Source organism: Pseudomonas sp. PS02303 (assembly GCF_029959925.1).
GTDB classification, from domain to species: Bacteria; Pseudomonadota; Gammaproteobacteria; order Pseudomonadales; family Pseudomonadaceae; genus Aquipseudomonas; species Aquipseudomonas mandelii.
Genome location: NZ_JASCOM010000028.1, coordinates 15,003 through 34,739, shown reverse-complemented (window position 1 = coordinate 34,739; position 19,737 = coordinate 15,003). Strand labels below are relative to the sequence as shown.

Below are 19,737 nucleotides of genomic sequence, written 5' to 3'. Positions count from 1 at the left end.
GGCTAAAGGTGGGAGTGAGCGTTACGCGTAACGAACTGATTCGCCGGCAGGCGCGCCGGACGGCGTCAGTCCCACAGCGTGACTTGCTCCTGGGCGGGGGCCGCCAGATCCGGCAACAGGATCACCACGCCGTCGCGGTACGGTTGCGGCTCATCGGCCAGCCCCTGATTGGCATCAAGGACCGCCTCCACGCTGCCGCTGAGGTGGCCATAGAAGTTATGGCAGATGGTGTCCAGCAGATCCCCGTCAGACGTTCTGCATGTCGTCGCCATAGCGCACAAACTCCAGAGTGAACCCTTGTTTACGCGGAATGCCGCCCTGCATCAGCGCGCTTTGTTCTTCGTCGACGCTTTTCAGGCACCAGGTGCCGAGCGCGTCGCCGTAGCCCGTGGTCAGGGTCAGCGGCTTGAGCTGGGCGCCGAGCGCGCGCAGCGTGTCGAGCTGCTTCAGGCCGCCCTTGAACCCGGGGAAAATCGCGCCCTTGAGCGTGATCTTTTCGTCGCCCATGCCGACACCTTGTTGCGCCGGGCGACGCGACAGGCGCTCTTGGGAGGCCCAGCGGAATTCGGTCGAGCGGCGCAGCTCATCAAAGGCCGCCGTGTCGAGATTGAAAAAATACGGCGGGGCCTTGGGGTCTTGCGGCTGGATGATCAGCAGGTGCGGAAACGGCTTCACCGCCTCCGGCGCCGGCGTCTGGTCCGTGGCAAAGGCCCCCGTGGGCACGATGTTGGCCAGCGACGGACTGACCTTGCCGGCGATCTTGTTGATCGCCGTCGCCGCCTTGCCCGCCTGTTCCTTCAGCACCCCCATACGCTCATCAATCTGCGACAGCGCCCGGGTGGCCGTGCCGTACATGGCCACCACTTTTCCAACCTGGGCCTGAGCCGCATTCACCCCGCGCATGACGCGCTGAAGCTTGGCCCCGATCGCCGGCCCGACGAAGGGCAAGCCCTCCAGCTCGGACGCCGCGCCGGTGATTTCCCCGATCGCCCCATTCACCGGCCCCAACATGCCGTCCAGGCTGCGCCGGCCGGTTTCCCCAGCCGTGGCCAGAAACTTCATTCCCGACTGTAACTGCTGCAATGCAGTCTTGTTTTGATCAGACATAGGCCCTCCCGATTAAACGTGCGGCGCGTCAAAGAGCTGAGCGCTTCCCACCTGCTTGGCCATGTCGCGATAGTACTGATCGAGCTGCGGCTTGATCTGCGCAAAAAGCTGATTGCCATCCTTCACGTCGCCGTTGACCGTCAGCGAAAACGGCGCCTGAATCGCCACATTGGACTCGACTTTGGGCGCCTCCGCTTTCGCCGCCATCGGCTTGACCAAGGCCCCCGCCGCCGCGTCCGCGCTGGCCGGCGGCAACATCATGGCTTTGGCCGCTTGCCCCGGTTGCGGCGCCGGATCTTCCAAGCCCGAACGAATGACTTTCGGTCGACGCAACTCAGAGCCCGGAAAGCGCACCTTGTTGGCAAAGTGCGGCATCAGCATGGCGTCTTTCGAGTCGAGGTCGCGCGGGTCATACGACACCGGCGGCGCGGCCGGCATGATCGGCGCAGCGGCCGTCGTCGCGGCGACACTCGCCCCCGGGCCGGCGCCGGGATTGGCCAGCATCAGCGGCCCGGTGGTCGCCGGGGCGAACGACTGGGCAATCCCGCCCAGCACCGGCGGGATGTCCTTGCCGGCATTGGCCATCATCAGCGGCCCCGCCGCCGGCAGGCGCTTCAGCTCGTCGGGCGTGCCAAACGCCGCCTTGCCCAGATAGCCCCCCAAAACGTCGCCGCCCATGTTGCCGAGGACACCGCCGACAAGGCCGCCAATCGCCGTACCAATGACCGGCAATAGCAGGGTGCCCAACGCGGCGCCCGCAGCAGCCCCGGACAACGTACCCGCCAAGCCCCCAGCGGCCGCGCCGTAGCCTTCGGCCTTTTCGTCCTGCGTCACCGCGTTGTCGTAGGTGTCCTTGGCCTTCAGACCCGCCTCAACGACCGCAAAGATGGCCGGCCCCTTGACCCCCGAGGCCACGGTTCGACCGACGCCACTCACCGCCCGCCCGACCGAACCGGCAGCGCCGGCCGTGCTGGCCGCCTTGGCCGTGTTTGCGGCGGTCGAGGCGACACCGCCCAACTTGCCGCCTTTACCACCCCGGCGGCCCTTCCTGCCCTTCTTGTCGCGCTTGCCGTCGTCGTCCAGATCGCCGGCATCCAGACCACCACCCCCGCCGCCACCGCCACCGCCACCGCCCACCACAATGACTTTTTGCGGGATGTTCGGGTTACCCATCAGCGAACCGCGCCCGATGTTGAGCAAGCCCTTGGCGATCTTGAAGGTACTCATGGCGCTCTGAAAGGCGATCACCGCCGCCACGGCCGCGCCGATCCCGGTCACCAGCTTGGGCGATTCGTCAGACAGTTTGCTCAGGCCTTGGGTGACGTAGGTCAGCCCGTCCGCCACGGCATCGGTGACCGGGCGAAACGCGTCGCCGATCGCGCGCATGGCGTCGTCCGCGCCCTGGGCCATTTCCGCCCACTTCTGCGCCGACGATTGCCGGCGTTCCTCCAGGTTCTTGTCCAAGATCCCGGTGGCGTTGGCCGAGTCCTTTTTCAGACTGGCGTACAGCTCCTTGTTTTGCATGAACGCCGTCAAGGCGCCCTTGACCTGCATGTCGGCGAACAGATCACCGGTGCGCAAGGCTTGCTCCAGGGACGCGATCATGGCCTTGGCCTTTTCCGGGTCGGCCTCCTTGCTGATCTTGGCCGTGGCTTCGGCCATGGCGGCGGCCTTCTTCGGATCGGTCGCGGCGATGTACTTTTGCGCCAGTTCAAAGCTGGATTCCAGAGTGGATTTACCATTCTGCAGCCCGGTATTCATCGACGCCTGATAGTCAATGCCCACGTCTTTGTAGGCCTTTACCGTATCCCCCGAGCCGATCTTTTCCATCCAGTTTTTGAGGTTGTTGGCCGCCTCATCGGAGCCGCCGGCAGTCTTCATTTGCACCTGAAGCATGGCGCCCAGTTGCGACACCGAGTCCATGCCGGTGATGCCCAGCTTGCCCATCCCCGCCAGCAACTCGGGGAACCAACGCGCCATGTCGGCCGCCTCAAAACTGCCCGCCTGCCCTTGGTAGGCGATCGCCTCCAGGGCCTTTTGCATCATGGCCGGGTCGGTGATCTTGGCGTTCTGCCCCAGGGCGTTGATCATGCGCGCCGTTTCGCCGCCGTCGGATCCCTGCCCCACGGCGAACTTGGCGGCGGTCGGGGCGTATTGCAGGGCCTTGTCCAGCTCCATACCGGCGCCCACCAGGGCGTTGACCACCTCGGCCACCTGATTGCGTGCCATGCCCGTATCGCGCGACGTGTCGACGATCTTTTTCGACAGCTGCGCTTCTTCGGGTTTGTTGGCAATGTTCGACTTGATCGCGATGTCACGGATGATCGCGCCATAGTCCGCGCTGACCTTGGTCGGAATGGCCATCGCCGCCGTGGCGGCCACCGCTTGGCCGACACTGCTTTTGAGTTTCTGCTTGCCTTCGTCGAGTTGCTGGTGACCTTTGGCCTTTAGCTCGGCCTTGTTCGCCGCCTGCCCCATGGCCGCATAGGCCTTGGTCAGATTGCGCACTTCCACGCCTTCTTTCTTCAGGCTGTTCAGGTTGCTTTCGAGTTGCTTTTGCAACGCCGAGGCACCCTTCTCGCCCGCCATGTGCGCCCGGCGCCATTCGTCGCGCAGGCGCATGGTGTCGCCAATGGTCTTTTCCAGCACCCGGGCTTTTTTGCCTTCCGTCTCCAGGCGCTTGATGCGACTGGTGACGTCCTTGAACGCCGAGCCCACCGTGGAGCTGACCGCCCCGCCAATGACCAGACCGAGCGCGAGTTTGTTCGCCATGTGCGTGCCCTATACGTCGGGGAGTTCAAAGGCGGCTCAATCCGTGAGCCACCACAGCATCTGATCGAAGGGCAGCGACTCAATCTCGGCCGCCGAGAACCCAGTCTCTTTGGCCAAGCGTTGAGCCGTGCCCTGGAGCGTGACGGTGTTAAACGTCGTCTTCTTCGACCAGGCGAAAATAGCCCGCCGAAAGACGGTTGTAGTCCTTGTATTTCAAGGTCAGCAGGTCCGCTTCGGTCAGTCCGGTCATGCTGCCAAACAACGACAGTTCCTGTTTTTCATAGTCACCGTTGCCGGCGACCTTGGACGCGCGCCAGTCCTTGACGCTGGGCGCGCGCATGGTCACCACGTCGGTCAACACATTGCTGATCAGGGTTGGATATTTGAGCGTTACGGTCACACCCTCATCGCTCAGCTTCAGCCACTTCGGCAAGGACGGCGCGGTGGTGTCTTGGGTTGCTTGAGTCATGTTCTTTGAGTCCTTAGAGGCCGAGGGCCGAACGTTCTGCCGCCAGTTGATCGACACCGTCGACCACCTGAATCATGTTGAGTGGGTCGATTTCGTACATCACGCGACCGTCGATTTCGAGCTTGTAATAAATGCCCTTGATCGCATGCTTGATTTCCGCCTTGTCGCCCGGCTTCCAGTCGCCCATGTCGACCTCTTTGATACCGCCGCGCAGGGTGACCACTACCGGCGTGATCGCACCCCTGAGGCCCTTGAAGGCGCCTCGAAACACGATGGTGCAAGCGGTCTGATCGGCCAGCCCGAAGTACTTCAGCGATTCACGGCGCACGCCGTTGGTGGTGAACGCCGCTTCCAGCTTTTCCAGGCCCATGCCCATTTCGATCGGGGCAGACATGCCGCCCCCCTGATAGTCGTCGGTCTTTTGCGTCAGCTTGGGCAGCGACAGGGTGGGCACGTCGCCGGCGAAACTCACACCGTCGACAAACGCGTTCATGTTGGAGAGAACTTGAGGAATCATTGAGCGGCCCCCTTAGGCGGTTTCAAGAACTTCGGTCAGCCATTCGTTGGTGACTTCAATGAGGAAATTCGGGTTTTCTGCCGGCGGCACGTCGGTGAAGCGGATGCGCCAGTAAATTTTGCCCTGCTCGATTTGGCTGGCCGTGTTCATCTCCTTGTCCGCATAGACTTCGAAGTTGATCACCGCGCCGGCGTTCTTCTGGTCGCGCATGAATGCCTGAAGGCCTTCGGTCACGTCCTGCACGTAGGTCTTGGTGATCGAGCGATCGACCGCCCATTTGTGCCCGGCCTGGATCGCATCCATGAGGATGTCGCAGGTGCGCACCCGGGTGACGAACGCCCATTTCGGATCGCTGGACAGCGTGCGGTTGCCCCACAGGCGATAACCGCCGTCACGCAAAATCGTGGCGATGTTCGCGTTATTCAGCAGGTTCGCCCGGCAGGTTTCGTCACCGTCCAAGTACTCGATCGGGCGCGTGGTGCCGGTGATGCCGACAAACTCTTTGTTCGACGGCGACGCCCAGTAGCCGTAATTGGCATCGGTCCAGGCGAACAGACCCGCCACCCACGCCGAACCCGGCGCGTCGACCGCGGCACTGGTGACGGTGTCCCAATACTTGACGCCGGGGTCGACCAGATACAGACGCTTGCTGCCGAACTCCAGGGCGTAGGCCATGGCCGCCTCATCGGTGGTGTTCGGGCCGTCGATAATCGCGATCGCGCGCAACTTGCCGGCCAGCGCATCCATGGCCGTGGCCACCGCTTGCGTCGAGGAATGTCCCGGGGCGATCAGCAGCTTGGGCTGGGCGTTGTGCTTGCTCTTGCCGTCCAGCAGCGCTTGCAGGCCGGTACGCTGGCCATCGGCCAGAACGCCACCAATGATGGCGGACGTTTGCAACGCCTCGTCAGCGAGCTTAGGCACGCCGATGGCGACGATCACCGCCTTGGCGCGCACGTAGATCGCCTGGGCGGCCTTGGTGATTGCCGAGTCAGGGCCGAACGCGGCAATGGCTTCGCGTTCGGACGTGAGCAACACCAGCTCGCCGGCCAGGGCCTTGCCGCCGCCCAGCAGTCCCGGGGTGAAGGTGCCGCACAGACCAATGATCGACGACGACGGCAGCGAGATGGTGCGCGCACCGGTGTCGATCAGCGTGGTGGTGACGCCGTGGAAAAATCCAGTAGCCATTTATCAATCTCCAGAAACGAAAAAACCCCGCATAAGCGAGGCTGTTCAGGGTGTTCGTGTTACGCGTAACGGAAAAGAAAACGCCCCGTCAGTGCGGGGCGTTTATTGCGGCAGCGTTGAAAGCCATTCTGGCACTGAGGGTCGGTGCTCACTCAGGGGAAATTCGCCAGCTTCTGGCCAGTTGCGCAATAACCGGCGGTACGCCTGCAACTCTGCGTATTGCTCAAGGGTTAGCGTGGTTGGCGAACCTTCCTCCACCTCGTCACGGTGACGAGTCACTATCCCGTCAGTTGTCGTCAACTGCACCGACCGCCAATAACGCTCGATTTCGGCCAGCTCATCCGGCGACTGCGCAAAGGCATCCATCAGCACCGGTAATCCGTCCGGCCCACAGACCAAACGTCTGCCGTTACTGACTTGTGCAAGAAGCGCATCCCGCTCTTCTGCTGCGAACTCATGGGCGTCCTCAGGAATGAACGTAGAAACCCGGTCATCGTAAAAGTAGCCAGTTCCTGGGCTATAGAAAACAGTCATGCTCTACCCCTCACTCTCCAAAAGAAAGACGCCGCCGATCCGTACAAGTTGCGCACAGTGATGGTCCCCAACGTGCTGTTTCTTGCCTGTAAGACTGGAGCTTGGCCGACGGCGATGGAGTTGTAAAAATCGGCAAATGTCAGCTCGATATGGGTCGGCGCCGCTAGCATCGCCACCGGCAGCGTAACCACCACATCCGCCCCAGATGGCGCAGCCAAATAGACCCCCCATTGCTCGATGTCACCGCCAGTCAGCCTTTGATAGCAATTAGGCCCAGGTAACGATGAGGCAAACTCATTGGAGTACTTGAGTATGGAAAGTCCTTCCTCAAGGACAAACTGGGCGTTCCCAGTTGCGAGCACCGCGTTGGATACCGTCTGAATAGTGAAGCTTGTAAGCGTCTTTGAGAACGCCACGATAACGTCAGCGCCTTGACGAACTGCCGTTACATCAGCAGGTGATGTGCTGTGGATGTAAAACTTTGAACCGACAGGACACGACGAAAACGCTGGCAACGTTAGTGTCCCCGTCCCGCTAAGCACAATCCTGGTACCCGCCATCTCGGGAGTTATTGTCGCGGGCAAGGTGAGGCTTGTCTGGGCAGCAAAGTTACCCTGTGCGCGCCGTACAAATTCGGTAGTCGCCAGCAACTTGCTGCTGTCGAACTGGATAGCCGTGGGGGCCGTTGGGGTGCCCAGCAAGGCCGGGGAGTTGATCGGCGCAAACCCTTGAGTCACGTTCTGGAACGTCAGGGCCGTAGTGCCCAGGACAATCACCCCATCAGTGATCAACTGCCAACGGGTGTCGGCCTGCGTGGTGCCCTGCTCGACCGATACCAGCAGCGCCGAGGTCACTTCGGCATTGGTGTCGGCATCCAGCGCGCGCACCCAAGCAGGCGCGCCGGCAATGTAAATGCCGTTGTCCTTGGCCACGGTCTGGTTTTTCACCAACACCCGGTCGCCTGCCAACAACGTGACACCGTCGATAACCTGAAGACCCGCTAGTGCGATGTTGGCCGTGGTGGCCACCCGCACCGACTGCTTGCTGTCGAGCTTGTACAGCTCTTCCATGATCCGCGTATCGACATATTCGCGGGTCGCCAGCACCACCGCCGGGTCAATCTTGAGCGTGATGTTGCCGGTGCTGGATACGATGAAATTCATCCGCACCACTTGCGTGCGGCCGGAACCTTGCGACAGCACCGGCTTGAAGCTCGGCGCGCAGTTGGCCACCGCCACCAGATCGCCGTCCGCGTCATACAGCCCGATTTCGCGAATCCAGAAACCACCCTCATCGGCCGGAATGACTTGCTCGGCAATGATCACCGCCGGGTTGACCGGATCAATCTTGAGCTGATTGAGCGGACGGCGGCGCCATTCGCGGATCAGTTGGGTTTGCGTTGCGCTCGGAATCGGGTCGGTCAGGTTGGCATCACCCACGCCCATTTCCGTAAGCTTCCAGGGAATGCCGAGTGCGTCGGCGTTCGCCTGCTTGGCCATCCCCACGTTCGTGAGGATCGCAAAAAACTGCGAATTCGCATCAATCATAATAAACGTCCAGGGTGTCTATGGAGTGTTCGCGGCCGACTACGCCGACGGTTCCGGTGACCTCGATGTCACGCATGACCGGCGGATATACGTCGATTTCGTCGCCGTCATACACGGCGACACTGATGTCTAAAACGCCTTGGGTTTCCAGGCTGATCGCCAACCCGGTCAGGTGCCGCGTGACGGGTTTCGCGTCGTCGATCAGGCGTTCCAGCTCCTGATACATTTCCTCGGTGATCCCGGTGTCCAGCACGCCGACCTTCAGCGCAAAGGTGCCCGGCGGGCCTTCCGGCACCGCGTTAAACCACTCGACGATTTCAATCAGGTAACCCAAGGGCTCGACCACCCGGCGCAACGCGCCGATGGTCCCCTTGTGGGCATGGATGTAATAAGACGCCTTGATGGCCGCGCGCTTGGTCGCCTCGGTCCACCCGGGATCCCAGCGATCGACCGACCACGCCCACGCCAAATGCGGCAGCAGATGCACCGGGCAGGTATCGGCGTTGTACAGGGTGCGCAACGGGACAATGGTTCGCTCATAAAACGCCGCCTCCAGGGCGCGCTCCAGTTGCGTGCTATTGCTCGGCAGCAGGCTTTTCATGATGCCCCCGCCAGCTTCACGTCATAGTCCACGCAATACGCCGCCTGCGCCTTGGTCGGCGCCAGATCCGACCAGCCGACCAGCTCAACCCGGGCCACGCCGGCAACGTGCAATTGCGCGTCGACCGCCGAGCGCGCCACCTCGACCCCCAAGCGCTTGCGCGGATTGATCCACGCCGCCAAGCGTCGGTTGGCTTCGGCCAAACTGGCATCCCCTTCAGGCCCCACGCCGGCCATGTGCAAAATGGCGTCAATGCGATAATCAATAATCTGCGCACTCTGCACCGTCACCCGATCGCACACCGGCCGCACGTCTTCGTCATTCAACGCCGCCTTGACCGTGGCCAGCAGCTCGGCACTGGCCTCCCCCTTGCCTTCGGAACTCAACACCGTGACGGTGACGTAACACGGCGCCGGGCTTTCCGCCGTGGCGTCCATCACCAACCCCGAGGCGTTACGGGCATGCAGGATGTAGCTTGCGCGCGGACCGGCCGTGGTCAGCCCCTCAAAGGCCAACTGGATGCGCTCGCGAAACGGGTCGTCCTGCTCCTTGACCTCAGGCACCGGCGGCACCGCCGACAGATCCTCGGCCTGAATCACCAGGCGATCGAGGTTGTAATTGGCGCCCAGGTGATCAAGGTCAGGGCCGATCGCATGGGCCAACAGCAGCGCCTTGCAGCCATCGTTAACCCGGGCACGGTTAGTGACCTTCATATAGGCCCCCACCTCCAGCACCTTAACCACCGGCTCGCTCTCAATCGGCGCGCTCCAGTTGTCGCCCATGTAGCCGCGAAACGTGCCCAGGGCTTCGTCATAGGTGTCTTCGAAGTCCAACGGCTCCAGCACGTCCGGCGCCGGCAGCGCCGACAGATCCACGATGCTCATACGCTCACCTCAAACAGAAAACGGTCGCCGAGGTATTCGCCGGCAATGCTCAGATTGATTTGCCCGCCCAGCACCGAGAGTGCGCGGACGCGCTCCAGCTTGACGCGCGGCTCCCAGCGGCTAATCGCCCGGACCGCCTCGGCTTGCACCGAGCTTTTCCAGCCTTCGTTAACCGGCATGTCGACGTACAAGGGGACATTGCTGCCGTATTCCGGCCGGTGCCGGCGACTGCCCACCCGCGTGCCCAGGATGTCGGCAATGCACTGGCGCAGATGCGCGATGCCGGAAATGGGTTGGCCGGTGTGGCGATCCATTCCGATCATCTAAATCACTCCTTCAGCGGCTCGAATTCTTCGTTGGCTTTCAGGAACTTGACGGCGTCGGTATCGGACGCCAGCACTTCTACCACCCCTTTGTTCACCGGCAAGGTACGGTCGGTGTCGGGGACGATCAGCAGCCGCGACGTATAGACTTTGTCGCGGAACTTGAGCAGCTCCGATGTCGCCGATGCAGTAAGCAATAGCGGTTCCCGCATCGGTGATGCGGACACTTGTTCATCGGAAACAAGTGCGTCGACGATCTTGGCCATGTGTTTCTCCAGGCATGAAAAAACCCGCACTGGGCGGGCTGTCGTAAGTTGAAATTAATGCGTGTGATGGTTGCTGTTGCCGCCAGCGTCGATGATCGCGCCGGCACTGGTGATGCCCTTCGTGACGTGTAACGCACCGTCGATGGTCACCGCCGCCTTTAGGTTGATGTTGCCGGTGGTCACGTTCACGGCGCTGTCCGTTATAACCGCCTCCGTGCTGGCGACTTTGATCGTCACCGTACCGCTGGGCAGGGTGATGCTGTAGCTCTTGGCCTGCCAGTCGTAGATCAGCGAACCACCATCATCAAAGCGCCAGACTTCCACATGATCTCGGTTATCCGGTGGTGCGCCGGCATTGCCATACAAGCCTGGGATAAACGTGCCTTGTGCCACGTCACCGCTGGCACTGACCAACGTCCCCTGCTCCAACATGGACGGCGCCCGCCAGTGCCTGGCCTTACCGGCAGCGATACTGTGCCAGCGCACCCACGCGCTGACCCATTCGCCATCCGAAACGCGGCACACCGGCGGGGAGGCGGTCAGGTCGACCGCCACCACATAACAAGCCTTCACCACCCCGGCGAGCATGCGATCGTGCTGGGCGCTTGCGTAGCCGCTCACATGTCCTCCGCTGGCACAAAGTCCTCTTTGACATCGTTGTTAAATCCGAACAACAGCGAGCCCGGGGGTTGATCAGGCCAAGGCCACTCCTCGGGGCCGACGTACACCTGCTGCGTCCATTCCACCAGCCAGACGGTGTAGCCATCCAACGCCGGCTGGGTCCAGTCCTGCAGAGCCTGAACGAACTCGGCCGGCTCGACCTCCAGCCCCCAGGTCTGTGCCCGCAGTAGGACGGCGAGCTGAGTGGCCAGCTGCACGGCCTGCTGCTGATGAAGCGGCTGGATCGGGTCAACGATGATGCGCGCCTCGAACTTGCAGACCAACGTGGTTTCGCCCGTGCCGATGTCGGTGCCCGGTTCAATCTCGGCCAGCTCCAGAAACACCGCCGGTAATGCGATGCGGTCTTGGATGTTCGGCCAGGCACTCACGGTCTGAACCCCCGGCAGATGGGTCGTCAGGTGTTGCTCGACCGCCTGGTAAAGCTGGTCCAGGCTAAAAGGTTGGTCGGACATTAAGCATTCCTCTTGAGGTACTTCTGTAGCTCAAAGTTGAGCTCCTGTTTCAGGATCTCCAGCAAGCGTTCATCGGCCTTTTGTACCCAGCTTTCAAAGTGCGGTCGGGCTTGCTCCAGAGACACTTTGGCCTTGGCCAACGGAAAGCGACTGCCATTTTCCGCCACCCACCCCGAACTCGGCCCGCGACCCGGTGACACCGTGCTGTCGGGGTAGTCGTCCGCGTTGAAGTGCTTGCTCGCCGTGCGAATCCAGATGTCGGGCTTGTTGCCGTAGACCTTCTTGAGGAACGCGCCCTGGTACCGCCGCCCGGCTACCGACACACCGCTGCCGGTCTGCCGCGCCCGGCCGATCCGGCTGGACTCGATGGCGTTTAGACCAAACCACAGCTTGCCGCTGGAAGCCCCGCCGGAAACCGGGTAGCTGCGCAACCGTTGACGCACCGCCGCAACAGCGATGCGCTCCTGCCGGCTGACGGCCCGGGCGATATGCGTGCGCAACCAACCCAACGTCTTGTTGATCGCACGTCGGTGCGCCGTTGCCGCCGCCTTGGGTACCAACTTGGCAAAGTCCTGAAACGCCTGAAGGTCCGTGGCCGAGGACTGGATAGAAATCATCCCGCCGCCGGCCGAGGGTTTGAAATGGCTACCGACACTCATGGGCGCATCCTCAGGATCAGGGCTACCAGGCCGTCGCCGCTCGGTTCCAGCTGCAGCAGGTCGTAATCACCGCCGCCATCCAAGGCGGGCAAATCGATACTGACCAACAGGCCCTGCACCAGGCCCTGCGAATCGCTAACGCGGATCTCGAAACGCGGCTCGCGTAACCCGGTGTTGAGCTTGCCGAACTTCGGCTGCAACCAGGGCGCGGCAAACATACCGAACACCGGCTCCTCGCGACCCTCAATCCGTGCGGTGTCGCCCAGCGTTTCGAACACCACCGCGTCGACCTCGGCGATCAGATCGCGAAAGCCCACGGTCAGAGTTCCAGGAGGATCTGTGCACGCGGTCGAGTGCACAGGTGCAACGGGTTGGACTGGGCTTCACCGGCCATGCCTTTATTGAACGGCAGCGGCTCGATCATGCTGTAGTAAGGGATTCCCTGAGTGTTGACCGTCTCCATGTAGTCCGCCGGAGCAAACACCGAGATGTACAAATCAGGCACACCCTCAGGGACCAACAACGCCTTGTCGTCGTGGACGAAAGAAACACCCGCCACCTTGCCACGGTAGCGCTCCCAGATAATGCCGCCAAACTCGAAGCTCTCCCGGGCGTCACCACGCAAGGCCGCCGCCTGCTGGCTGTTGAGGTAAGTTTCCTTCACCGACTTGTGAACAATCAGCTTGTTCCAGAAGTTCTTGCCGCAGAAGGCGCGAGAGCCGGTACTGGTCACACTGCCGAGCGCGTCTTCTTGCATATCCAGCGCTTCACCGCATTTAACCCGCAACTCAGTGCTTGGGTCCGCCAAGCCCATGGGCAGCTTCTGACGCTGCACACCGAAGCGGTCATACAGGTCCAGCAGCACCGTCGAACCATCAGCATCAAGGATCAGGCCATTGAGCGCGCCCATGCGCTGGAACTCATGGGTCGCGTCCAACTGACGACGCGCTTTGGCCAGACGGGTATTGACCACATCCTGCACCGCCTGCAACTCGGTGCGGGTACCGAAGGCGCGAATGCCTTGGATCTCGTCGGCCTTGATGGTGAAGCGCTCCGGCAGGTGCACGGTGTTGAACGGGATCAGGTTGCGCTTGCTCGCCGCGACCACCAGACCAGAGCCGCCCCGTTCACCGGCAGGCACCAGGGCCAGGGTATCGCCGTCCTTTTCGATCTGAACGGTCAGGGTGGTGATGCCTTCCTCGCGGAACAGGCCCAGGGCGCTGATGCGGCCCGGCAGGTAGGGTTGATCGTTGAGTGCAGCAGTCAACGCAGTGACGGTAAACGCTTCGTCGTCAAAAATGGCGATCTCGGCCATGGGTACTCTCCAGAAATGAAAAACCCCGCTCAAGGCGGGGTGGATAAAAGTGACTGAGGGTCTTAACGAACGATCAGGAAATGGGCGGCCAGAGCCTTTTCGGCATCAAGATCAAGTCCAGTCAGATGCGCTTCGCTGATCTCAGCCAGGCGCACCACGGCGCGACCACGGCGCACGACGTCCGACTCTCCCAGCGGGCCGAAGAGAATGGCCACGGCGGTCTGGGTGCCGTCTTCGGCGGTCGGGTGGTACGGTGCAAATTCGCCCGTCGCCGTGACCAGACCCAGGACTTGCCCCGGATCCAGCGCCGGGCCTGCTGCAACGTTGATCGATTCCCGCGAAATGTTCCCGGCGCCCTCGGACAGGAGAAATTCACCTGCGTGGATCGGCTCTTTTTTGATGGTCATGTTCTTGCTCCTTTCGCGCCGTGCGCGGTTCCAGATTGAGCCGTTTGTCGCGCGGCCCAGATCGAGGTGGGATCAGGTTGTTTGGCCAGCACCTTGGGTACTGGGTCGTTGTCCAGCGGCAGGCTGTTGTCGATTTCAAAGCCCTTGCCGCTGGTGACAATCTTGTCGAACAGACGCGCTCGAACCGCTGCAGCATCCAGACCCGCCGCGACATACTCGGCGCTGAACTCCGGCAAGCGGGCAGCCACGCAGAGGTCATTCACCGCCTTGGCACGGGCCAGGCCGGCCAGAACAATCTCTTCGCTTTCGAGCTGGGTCGAGCTGAGCAGCGGCTCGACCAGGTTGCTGATGCCCGCCGCCGTGCAGCGCTGGGTGATCATCAGTGCCAACTTGGCCGAATCGACTACCGGCGGCACCAATGGTGGATCGACCGGATCCAGCTCCAGATCCGGATCCGTTTCGGGTGGCTCGTCGAGCTGGGCCAGCAACTCAGCCGGCGCGTGCTGGTAACGCTGCAGTACGCCACCCTGGCCGAGGCAGGCCTTGACCTTGATCCCGTCGCCGACTTCATCGGCCAGACCCAGGGCCACGGCTTCATTGGCGGTGAGCCAAGTTTCAGCAGAGACCAGCCGCCGCAGTTCGACCTCATCGATGTCCGGCGCCTTGGCCTTGTACGCCGCAATGATCGCTTCCATCGTCTGGTCGAGGACGTCGGCCACCTTGCGGAAGTCTTCGGCATCGCCGGCCGCATAGGTCCAGGGGTTGTGAATCATCAGCATGGCGTTGGCCGCGATCACGACCTTGTGTGCGCCACACACCGCCACGCTGGCGGCACTGGCGGCCAACGCATCGATACGGCCGGTGCAACGCTCGCCCAGACGCGACAGCGCGTTGTGCATGGCGAGCCCGTCAAACAAATCACCGCCGATGCTGTTGAATGCCGCGATCACCTCCGAGGTGCCGTCATCCATGGCGCGCAGGTCCTGCACGAACTGATTCGCGGTGATGCCCCAGGCGCCGATCTCGCCATAGACGAAGACTTCGATCACCCGTTCGGTTTCCTCGCCGCTGGCCTGCACGGCGTACCAGGTCTTGTCCTGAACCTGCACGCGCTGGCCAGCGCGGTTGTAAATGCGCGGTCGCGCTTTTTTGCTCATGGTTGCTCCTTGTCGTCGATTGGCTCGACGGCATCAAGGGTGTTGTAGTTGAGGCCCAGTGCTGTGGCCCGCGCCAGATCGGCGGCGTTTTCCTGATCGACAGTTTCAGCGTCGTAGCCGGTGCGCAGGACCATCTCGCTGCGCGAGGCAAAGCCGGCCTGTACTTCCATCCGTCGAGCCTGAACATCCTGTACTGGCTGGATGTAGGCCCAACCTTGCGGCACCCAGCGGGTACGCAGGTAGTCGCGGCGCTTCTGCGCGTAATCGCCCAGCACCAGGACACCGGACAACACAGCCATGTCCATCCAGGCCGCCCGCACTGGCCGGCAGAGCTGGTGGACGTAAACGCTGAATTGCAGTTGTTCCAGGCGGCGCCGAAACTCGTTGAGCACCACCCGTAGCGCCCGGTCGTTGATCCCGCGCATGTCGCCGGTGAGGATCTCGTAAGGCGTGCCGGATCCCGCTGCTGCGGCCATCAGTTGTTGCCGCATGAAGTCCGGGTAGTTATTGCCCGCGTCCGGCGGCTTGGAGAATTCAACCTCCTCACCTGGCCCCAGCTCCTGCATGGTGCCGGGCTCCAGCGCGACCATCGGCGTAAAGCCGTCGCGATCCAGGCTCAGCGGCGCGCCAGTCACCGGATCTCTGGGAACAGGTCCAGACTCCGGCGTAGGCCGCTTGATAAAGCCGGCAAACAGGTTGGCCACTTCCTGGCGGAACAACACCGCGTCGTCATAGTTGTCCAGGCTGCGCAGACGCTTGAGCACCGGCGACAATCGCGGCACTCCGCGCAACTGACCCGGCTCGACCGGCTCAAAGATGTGCAGCACCTGGGAGGCCGGCACGCGGACCAACTGGTTGTAACCAGCGTTCAGCGACGCCGCATCGCGCGGATGCGACAGATACATCCAGTACGCCACCCGCTTGCCGCCTGGGTTGAACTCAATCCCGGCGCGGATGATGTTGCCGGTTTTGGTACTCTCGTATTTGTCGTGCGGGACAAACTCCGGCGCCAGAATCTGGAGCTGCAGCGGAACCGCCAAGCCCTCGTCCAGGCTGCGCGGTCGCAGCCGCACAAAGCACTCGCCCGAAGTTTCAACCGTGCGCGCCACCAAGGCCTGCTGGCCGTAGAAGTCGGTACGATCATCCGCATCCGATTCATCGACCCAATCACCCCACAGTTCCTGCAGCAACTTGCGTAGAGCATCATCATCGGTCGTCGGCCGAGGGGTGATGCCTGTGCCGATCAAGTTGCTAACGCGCTTGTCGATGACGTTGAAGGCATACGGGTCATTGCGAACCGCTGCCCGGGAGCGCGACCGCAGGTTGCGCAGTGCCGGGGTGTTGATGCTGTTGATCCCGTTATCGGGAGCATCCCAGCCAGTGGAGCGGCGCCCTTCGCCGGCGCCTTCGTAACTGGCCTTGATGTTGGACGGCAGCACAAATCCGTTACGGGTCAACGTCGGAAACTGGCGGGCCATTAGACTCCCTTACCCCCGTGGTACAGCCGGACTACGCGCGAACGTGGACCGGCGGCGCTGACCAGCGACGAGCGTATTTCTTCGCGAGCCTTGAGCAGCTCATCTACCGTGCGGTACTCCACGGTGCGGTCGGTGTACCGCACAACTTTTTCACCGCGAGCAATGGCCGCCTCAACCGCGTCGAGGTGCTTCTTTGTAAAGGACATATCAGCGTCTCTTCAGGTAGCCGCTGGCAGAGCTGCGGCGTTGAGGGGATGCTGCAGCCGGTCGCGATGTCGCGACCGGTGCAGCAGGTTGCGGTGCGGGTCGCGCGGTGACGGCGACCGAAGTTGGTGCTGCACTGGCGACACGCTCGCCCTGAACGGGCTTGATGCCTGTGGCGTCGTCAAACAAACCGGACTGCGCCAACGACTGACGGACCCGCTCCCAGTCGTGTTCCTGATAACGGTTGATGCCCAAGTAATGCGCCATGGCCAGGCAGTACACCATCAGGTCGAGCGCTTCGTTGCGTTCGGCCTTGCCCTTGACCCACTCGATGCGCTTGTGGCCGCGAACATAGCGGGCGACCTTGCGTTCGGCCACGCACTGAGCGAAGAACTCGTCCGGCAGGTCGTTGGCAAAGTGCAGTGACCCCGGCCCATCCGGGAACGGGTAGCGGTTGTAGATCCAGTCTTTGGCGGTGTCGGTACCGACGAACCACAGCTCGGCGCCGTTGCGTTCGGTCTGGCCTTTCCATGTCACGTCGACCATGGACGGGCGCTGAGCGATCACCGGTCTACTCGGTTTGCTTGCGCCCTTGATAGCGAAGACGTTTCGCCAGCGCCGAACGCGGCAGAACTGGTAGACCTCGTCGGTGTGGTGACCGCCGGAGTCGACGCCGGTGGCAAGGATCGCTAAGCCGACGCCGCACGGATGCCGGTACCGTGCCTTGAGTTTCTCGTCCAACACGGCCCAGGTGCGCTCGTCCGCTGGGTCACCCCAGATGATCTGGTGATCAACAACCCAGCGCTCCATGCCGACGCCGAAGCCCATCACCATCAGCTCCAGGCGGTTGGCCTGGACGTCGACAGCACCGGTCAACATCAGCACGCCGGCCGGCATCGCGCCGAGGGTGTAAGTTTCGAGTCGCGCCCGAGCGATCAGCACTTCGGCCTTCGTTTGCTCCTGCGCACTGTCCCAGACTTTGGCGAGGCGGGTGTTGTAGAACACCTGCATCAGCCCCATGTCGCCCTTGGACTGGGCCTTTTTCGCTTCCTCAAATTCCTCAGCGAGCGTGCCCCAAGTCATCCAACCGGTCGGTGAATACAGGGCATTGAGATGAAAGCCAACCGTCTTGCCATCACCTTTACCGTGGGCACGCCACTCACCCCGGGCGAGCATATCGCCCTTGTGGTGTTCCTCGATCAGCACGTCGCATTCAGACGCCGCACACTCGTAATGCACGGTGCTGAAGTCTTTGCTGTAGTGCAGCCGCTCCCATTCCAACACCTGCATATGACCGCAGGTGGGGCATGGCACGTAGTAGTGTCGCTGGTCGCTGGACTCGAACAGATCGGCGATCCGCGAAGCGCCCTTGATCGTCGGCGAGCTGGAGAAGTAGATCTTGGCATTGCGGCCGAAGTTGGTCGCTCGCGTCTCCGCCAGGGCGATGGGATCACCTTCCTGACCGACATCGTTCTCCCAACGATCAACCTCATCGCCGTAGATGTAGCGCGCCGACAGCTCCGACAGGTTGGCTGCGGAGCCTGCAGTGGTGACGTACAGCGAGCCGCCTTCGAACTCCTTGGTGTCCATCGTATTGCGCGCATCCCGCGAGCGGGTCGCCGCGACACGCTCCCGCAGAACGGGCGTGGCCTTGATGGTCTTGCTGATCCGACCGGAGACCCGCTTGGACAATCCGAGGCTGGGTAGCAGCGCCAGTATGTTGGACGGAGCCATGTGGATCAGGCCGCCCATCCAGTTGAGGGCGATCTGGGTTTTCATCAACTGCGAGGCCACCATGGTAACCACGCGCCTGCAGGGGTGAGCCGGTGACAAGCAGCGCATAGGCTCACGAGCATAAGGTGTCCGTGAGGTGCGGTACTGGCCTGGCTCAGGGGCGCCGGTGTCTCGCGGGATCCGCATGTACTCGTCGGCCCATTCGTCGATCCAGAGGTCAGGGTCGGGGCGCAGTCCACGGAAATAGTTCTCACGGTACACCTTTGCACCGTCAGAAAATTCCGTGTGCATGGGTTCAGTCCGGTGTCAGGGCATGTTCTAGATCTGCTGAAGAGAGGCGCTCGGCCTCTTCCAGCGTTTTACGAAACGTGGCCGCTAGATGTTTTTCGATCAGCCAAGGATCGGTCATGGTGGCAAGGTCGTGGGACAACTGAGGCAGCGGCCCGAACAACTGATCGCGCAGCAGTCGACCGGCGTCGTATGCGCCAGTCTCGACCGCTTTCTTGGAGACTAAAGACCCCTGAGCCTTAAGCCGCTCGATCTCGGCAAGCATGGCCATGTTGTGCTCGCGCAGGGCGCGGGATTTTTGGAAGTCCGGCTGCTGGCTGTCACCGGTCATGAGTTGCTGCGGCGCAGCCGTGGGAGTCGGTGCTACCGAAGTGGACAGTTGGCTGTAAACGTCACGCTGAATCCGGTCCTGTTGGTGGCGGTCGGCAACGGCGGCCTTACTGGGGTCGGCGGTGTCGCGAATGAGCGCTTCGGTGGCATGCACATCAACCTGTTTGCCGTTGGGTGAAAGCACCAGCCGGTTGTTGTCTTTCAGCCAGGTGATGTAACTCGGTGACCTGCCGAGTCGGGCCGCGAAGGCGCTCTTTGACAGGTAGGTTGGTTCTGTCATGAGTCCTCCTTTTCAACGTATTTCAATGAATCCTTTCAAGATTTCAATGATTGAAATTTCAGTAAGCTGGCGGGCCTGCCGCTAACAGTTTCCCGCGGGTTTCCGACCCCGTACCCCCCGAATAACCCCAGGGTCCCCGGCAGTTTTCGGCGGCCCGCCGCGGTTCCTCACCCCTGTTCGCCACTGGCAGGTGGCACATCGGAGACGCCCAGCCGCTTGGCGGCCCAGCGTTCGTACAACCCGATGGCGACATCAGCGCCGGCCATCGCGGTAAGGCAACCCAAGCTGCCGGCCGTCCAGATCGTCATGCCCGCGCCGATCATCAGCATCATCGCCGACACCCCGCAGACAATGCAGGCACCGGACCGAAGCGCAAGGCGCCGCAACAACGCCCAGCCCCGCGCGCCGTCCTTATCGGCTCGCCACATTTCCCCGCTCACGCCGCCGACCAGAGCCAGGACGATCACGAGCCAGATCGGCATCTCAGCCAATGCTTGTTGTTCAGTAGTCATGGTGTGCCTCAAAAGAAATAGCTGAGCGCTGGAAA

At 62.1% G+C, this 19,737-nt stretch carries 24 protein-coding genes; all 24 read right to left on the bottom strand.

Annotated elements, in window-relative coordinates; genetic code table 11:
* Positions 1-65 precede the first annotated feature (65 nt).
* The 24 genes from QMX98_RS10185 to QMX98_RS10070 all read right to left on the bottom strand — a co-directional run bounded on the left by QMX98_RS10185 (position 66) and on the right by QMX98_RS10070 (position 19,702).
* Entirely contained in the window at positions 66-272 is a 207-nt protein-coding gene (locus QMX98_RS10185; RefSeq protein WP_282410701.1) for a tail protein X, read from the bottom strand.
* Positions 247-1,107 (bottom strand): phage tail protein, encoded by an 861-nt coding sequence (locus QMX98_RS10180; protein ID WP_282410700.1) that lies wholly within the window; start codon positions 1,105-1,107, stop codon positions 247-249. The genes QMX98_RS10185 and QMX98_RS10180 overlap by 26 nt, the downstream gene beginning before the upstream one ends.
* Before the next feature lie 12 nt (positions 1,108-1,119).
* On the bottom strand, positions 1,120-3,879 hold the full coding sequence (locus QMX98_RS10175) for a phage tail tape measure protein (protein WP_282410699.1): 2,760 nt from the start codon (positions 3,877-3,879) through the stop codon (positions 1,120-1,122).
* A gap of 148 nt (positions 3,880-4,027) precedes the next feature.
* The gene (locus QMX98_RS10170) at positions 4,028-4,348 is read right to left on the bottom strand and encodes a phage tail assembly protein (RefSeq protein WP_282410698.1); all 321 of its coding nucleotides are present in this window, start codon (positions 4,346-4,348) and stop codon (positions 4,028-4,030) included.
* Between the two features lie 13 nt (positions 4,349-4,361).
* Positions 4,362-4,865: a phage major tail tube protein gene (locus QMX98_RS10165; protein WP_282410697.1), complete on the bottom strand. Its 504-nt coding sequence runs from the start codon at positions 4,863-4,865 to the stop codon at positions 4,362-4,364.
* Positions 4,866-4,877: 12 nt separating this feature from the next.
* Positions 4,878-6,050: a phage tail sheath family protein gene (locus QMX98_RS10160; RefSeq protein ID WP_282410696.1), complete on the bottom strand. Its 1,173-nt coding sequence runs from the start codon at positions 6,048-6,050 to the stop codon at positions 4,878-4,880.
* A 102-nt stretch (positions 6,051-6,152) separates the two neighbouring features.
* On the bottom strand, positions 6,153-6,584 hold the full coding sequence (locus QMX98_RS10155; protein ID WP_282410695.1) for a phage tail protein: 432 nt from the start codon (positions 6,582-6,584) through the stop codon (positions 6,153-6,155).
* The gene (locus QMX98_RS10150; RefSeq protein ID WP_282410694.1) at positions 6,581-8,131 is read right to left on the bottom strand and encodes a phage tail protein; all 1,551 of its coding nucleotides are present in this window, start codon (positions 8,129-8,131) and stop codon (positions 6,581-6,583) included. The genes QMX98_RS10155 and QMX98_RS10150 overlap by 4 nt, the downstream gene beginning before the upstream one ends.
* Positions 8,124-8,732 (bottom strand): phage tail protein I, encoded by a 609-nt coding sequence (locus tag QMX98_RS10145; protein WP_282410693.1) that lies wholly within the window; start codon positions 8,730-8,732, stop codon positions 8,124-8,126. Before QMX98_RS10145 ends, QMX98_RS10150 begins: the two co-directional genes overlap by 8 nt.
* Positions 8,729-9,616: a baseplate J/gp47 family protein gene (locus QMX98_RS10140; RefSeq protein WP_282410692.1), complete on the bottom strand. Its 888-nt coding sequence runs from the start codon at positions 9,614-9,616 to the stop codon at positions 8,729-8,731. Before QMX98_RS10140 ends, QMX98_RS10145 begins: the two co-directional genes overlap by 4 nt.
* Positions 9,613-9,939: a GPW/gp25 family protein gene (locus tag QMX98_RS10135; protein ID WP_083376233.1), complete on the bottom strand. Its 327-nt coding sequence runs from the start codon at positions 9,937-9,939 to the stop codon at positions 9,613-9,615. The genes QMX98_RS10140 and QMX98_RS10135 overlap by 4 nt, the downstream gene beginning before the upstream one ends.
* Before the next feature lie 5 nt (positions 9,940-9,944).
* On the bottom strand, positions 9,945-10,205 hold the full coding sequence (locus QMX98_RS10130) for a hypothetical protein (RefSeq protein ID WP_282410691.1): 261 nt from the start codon (positions 10,203-10,205) through the stop codon (positions 9,945-9,947).
* Positions 10,206-10,259: 54 nt separating this feature from the next.
* Positions 10,260-10,793 carry a phage baseplate assembly protein V gene (locus QMX98_RS10125; protein WP_282410712.1) on the bottom strand — a complete coding sequence of 178 codons (534 nt, stop codon included), beginning with the start codon at positions 10,791-10,793 and terminating at the stop codon, positions 10,260-10,262.
* A gap of 29 nt (positions 10,794-10,822) precedes the next feature.
* A complete protein-coding gene (locus QMX98_RS10120; protein ID WP_282410690.1) occupies positions 10,823-11,338 on the bottom strand; it encodes a hypothetical protein in 516 nt (171 codons plus the stop codon).
* Positions 11,338-11,997, bottom strand: a complete 660-nt coding sequence (locus QMX98_RS10115; RefSeq protein ID WP_282410689.1) for a hypothetical protein — start codon at positions 11,995-11,997, stop codon at positions 11,338-11,340. Before QMX98_RS10115 ends, QMX98_RS10120 begins: the two co-directional genes overlap by 1 nt.
* Positions 11,994-12,314, bottom strand: coding sequence for a hypothetical protein (locus QMX98_RS10110; RefSeq protein WP_282410688.1), 321 nt, complete (start codon positions 12,312-12,314; stop codon positions 11,994-11,996). Before QMX98_RS10110 ends, QMX98_RS10115 begins: the two co-directional genes overlap by 4 nt.
* Before the next feature lie 2 nt (positions 12,315-12,316).
* Positions 12,317-13,312: a major capsid protein gene (locus QMX98_RS10105; RefSeq protein ID WP_282410687.1), complete on the bottom strand. Its 996-nt coding sequence runs from the start codon at positions 13,310-13,312 to the stop codon at positions 12,317-12,319.
* Positions 13,313-13,374: 62 nt separating this feature from the next.
* Positions 13,375-13,719 (bottom strand): head decoration protein, encoded by a 345-nt coding sequence (locus tag QMX98_RS10100; RefSeq protein WP_282410686.1) that lies wholly within the window; start codon positions 13,717-13,719, stop codon positions 13,375-13,377.
* On the bottom strand, positions 13,716-14,876 hold the full coding sequence (locus tag QMX98_RS10095; protein WP_282410685.1) for a head maturation protease, ClpP-related: 1,161 nt from the start codon (positions 14,874-14,876) through the stop codon (positions 13,716-13,718). Before QMX98_RS10095 ends, QMX98_RS10100 begins: the two co-directional genes overlap by 4 nt.
* Positions 14,873-16,354, bottom strand: a complete 1,482-nt coding sequence (locus QMX98_RS10090) for a phage portal protein (protein WP_282410684.1) — start codon at positions 16,352-16,354, stop codon at positions 14,873-14,875. Before QMX98_RS10090 ends, QMX98_RS10095 begins: the two co-directional genes overlap by 4 nt.
* Complete coding sequence (locus QMX98_RS10085) at positions 16,354-16,560, bottom strand: hypothetical protein (protein WP_282410683.1); 207 nt, start codon at positions 16,558-16,560, stop codon at positions 16,354-16,356. Before QMX98_RS10085 ends, QMX98_RS10090 begins: the two co-directional genes overlap by 1 nt.
* 1 nt (position 16,561) lies before the next feature.
* The gene (locus QMX98_RS10080) at positions 16,562-18,583 is read right to left on the bottom strand and encodes a phage terminase large subunit family protein (RefSeq protein ID WP_282410682.1); all 2,022 of its coding nucleotides are present in this window, start codon (positions 18,581-18,583) and stop codon (positions 16,562-16,564) included.
* A gap of 4 nt (positions 18,584-18,587) precedes the next feature.
* Positions 18,588-19,190, bottom strand: coding sequence for a terminase small subunit (locus QMX98_RS10075; protein ID WP_282410681.1), 603 nt, complete (start codon positions 19,188-19,190; stop codon positions 18,588-18,590).
* Between the two features lie 167 nt (positions 19,191-19,357).
* Complete coding sequence (locus QMX98_RS10070; RefSeq protein WP_095128712.1) at positions 19,358-19,702, bottom strand: phage holin family protein; 345 nt, start codon at positions 19,700-19,702, stop codon at positions 19,358-19,360.
* Between the last annotated feature and the right edge of the window lie 35 nt (positions 19,703-19,737).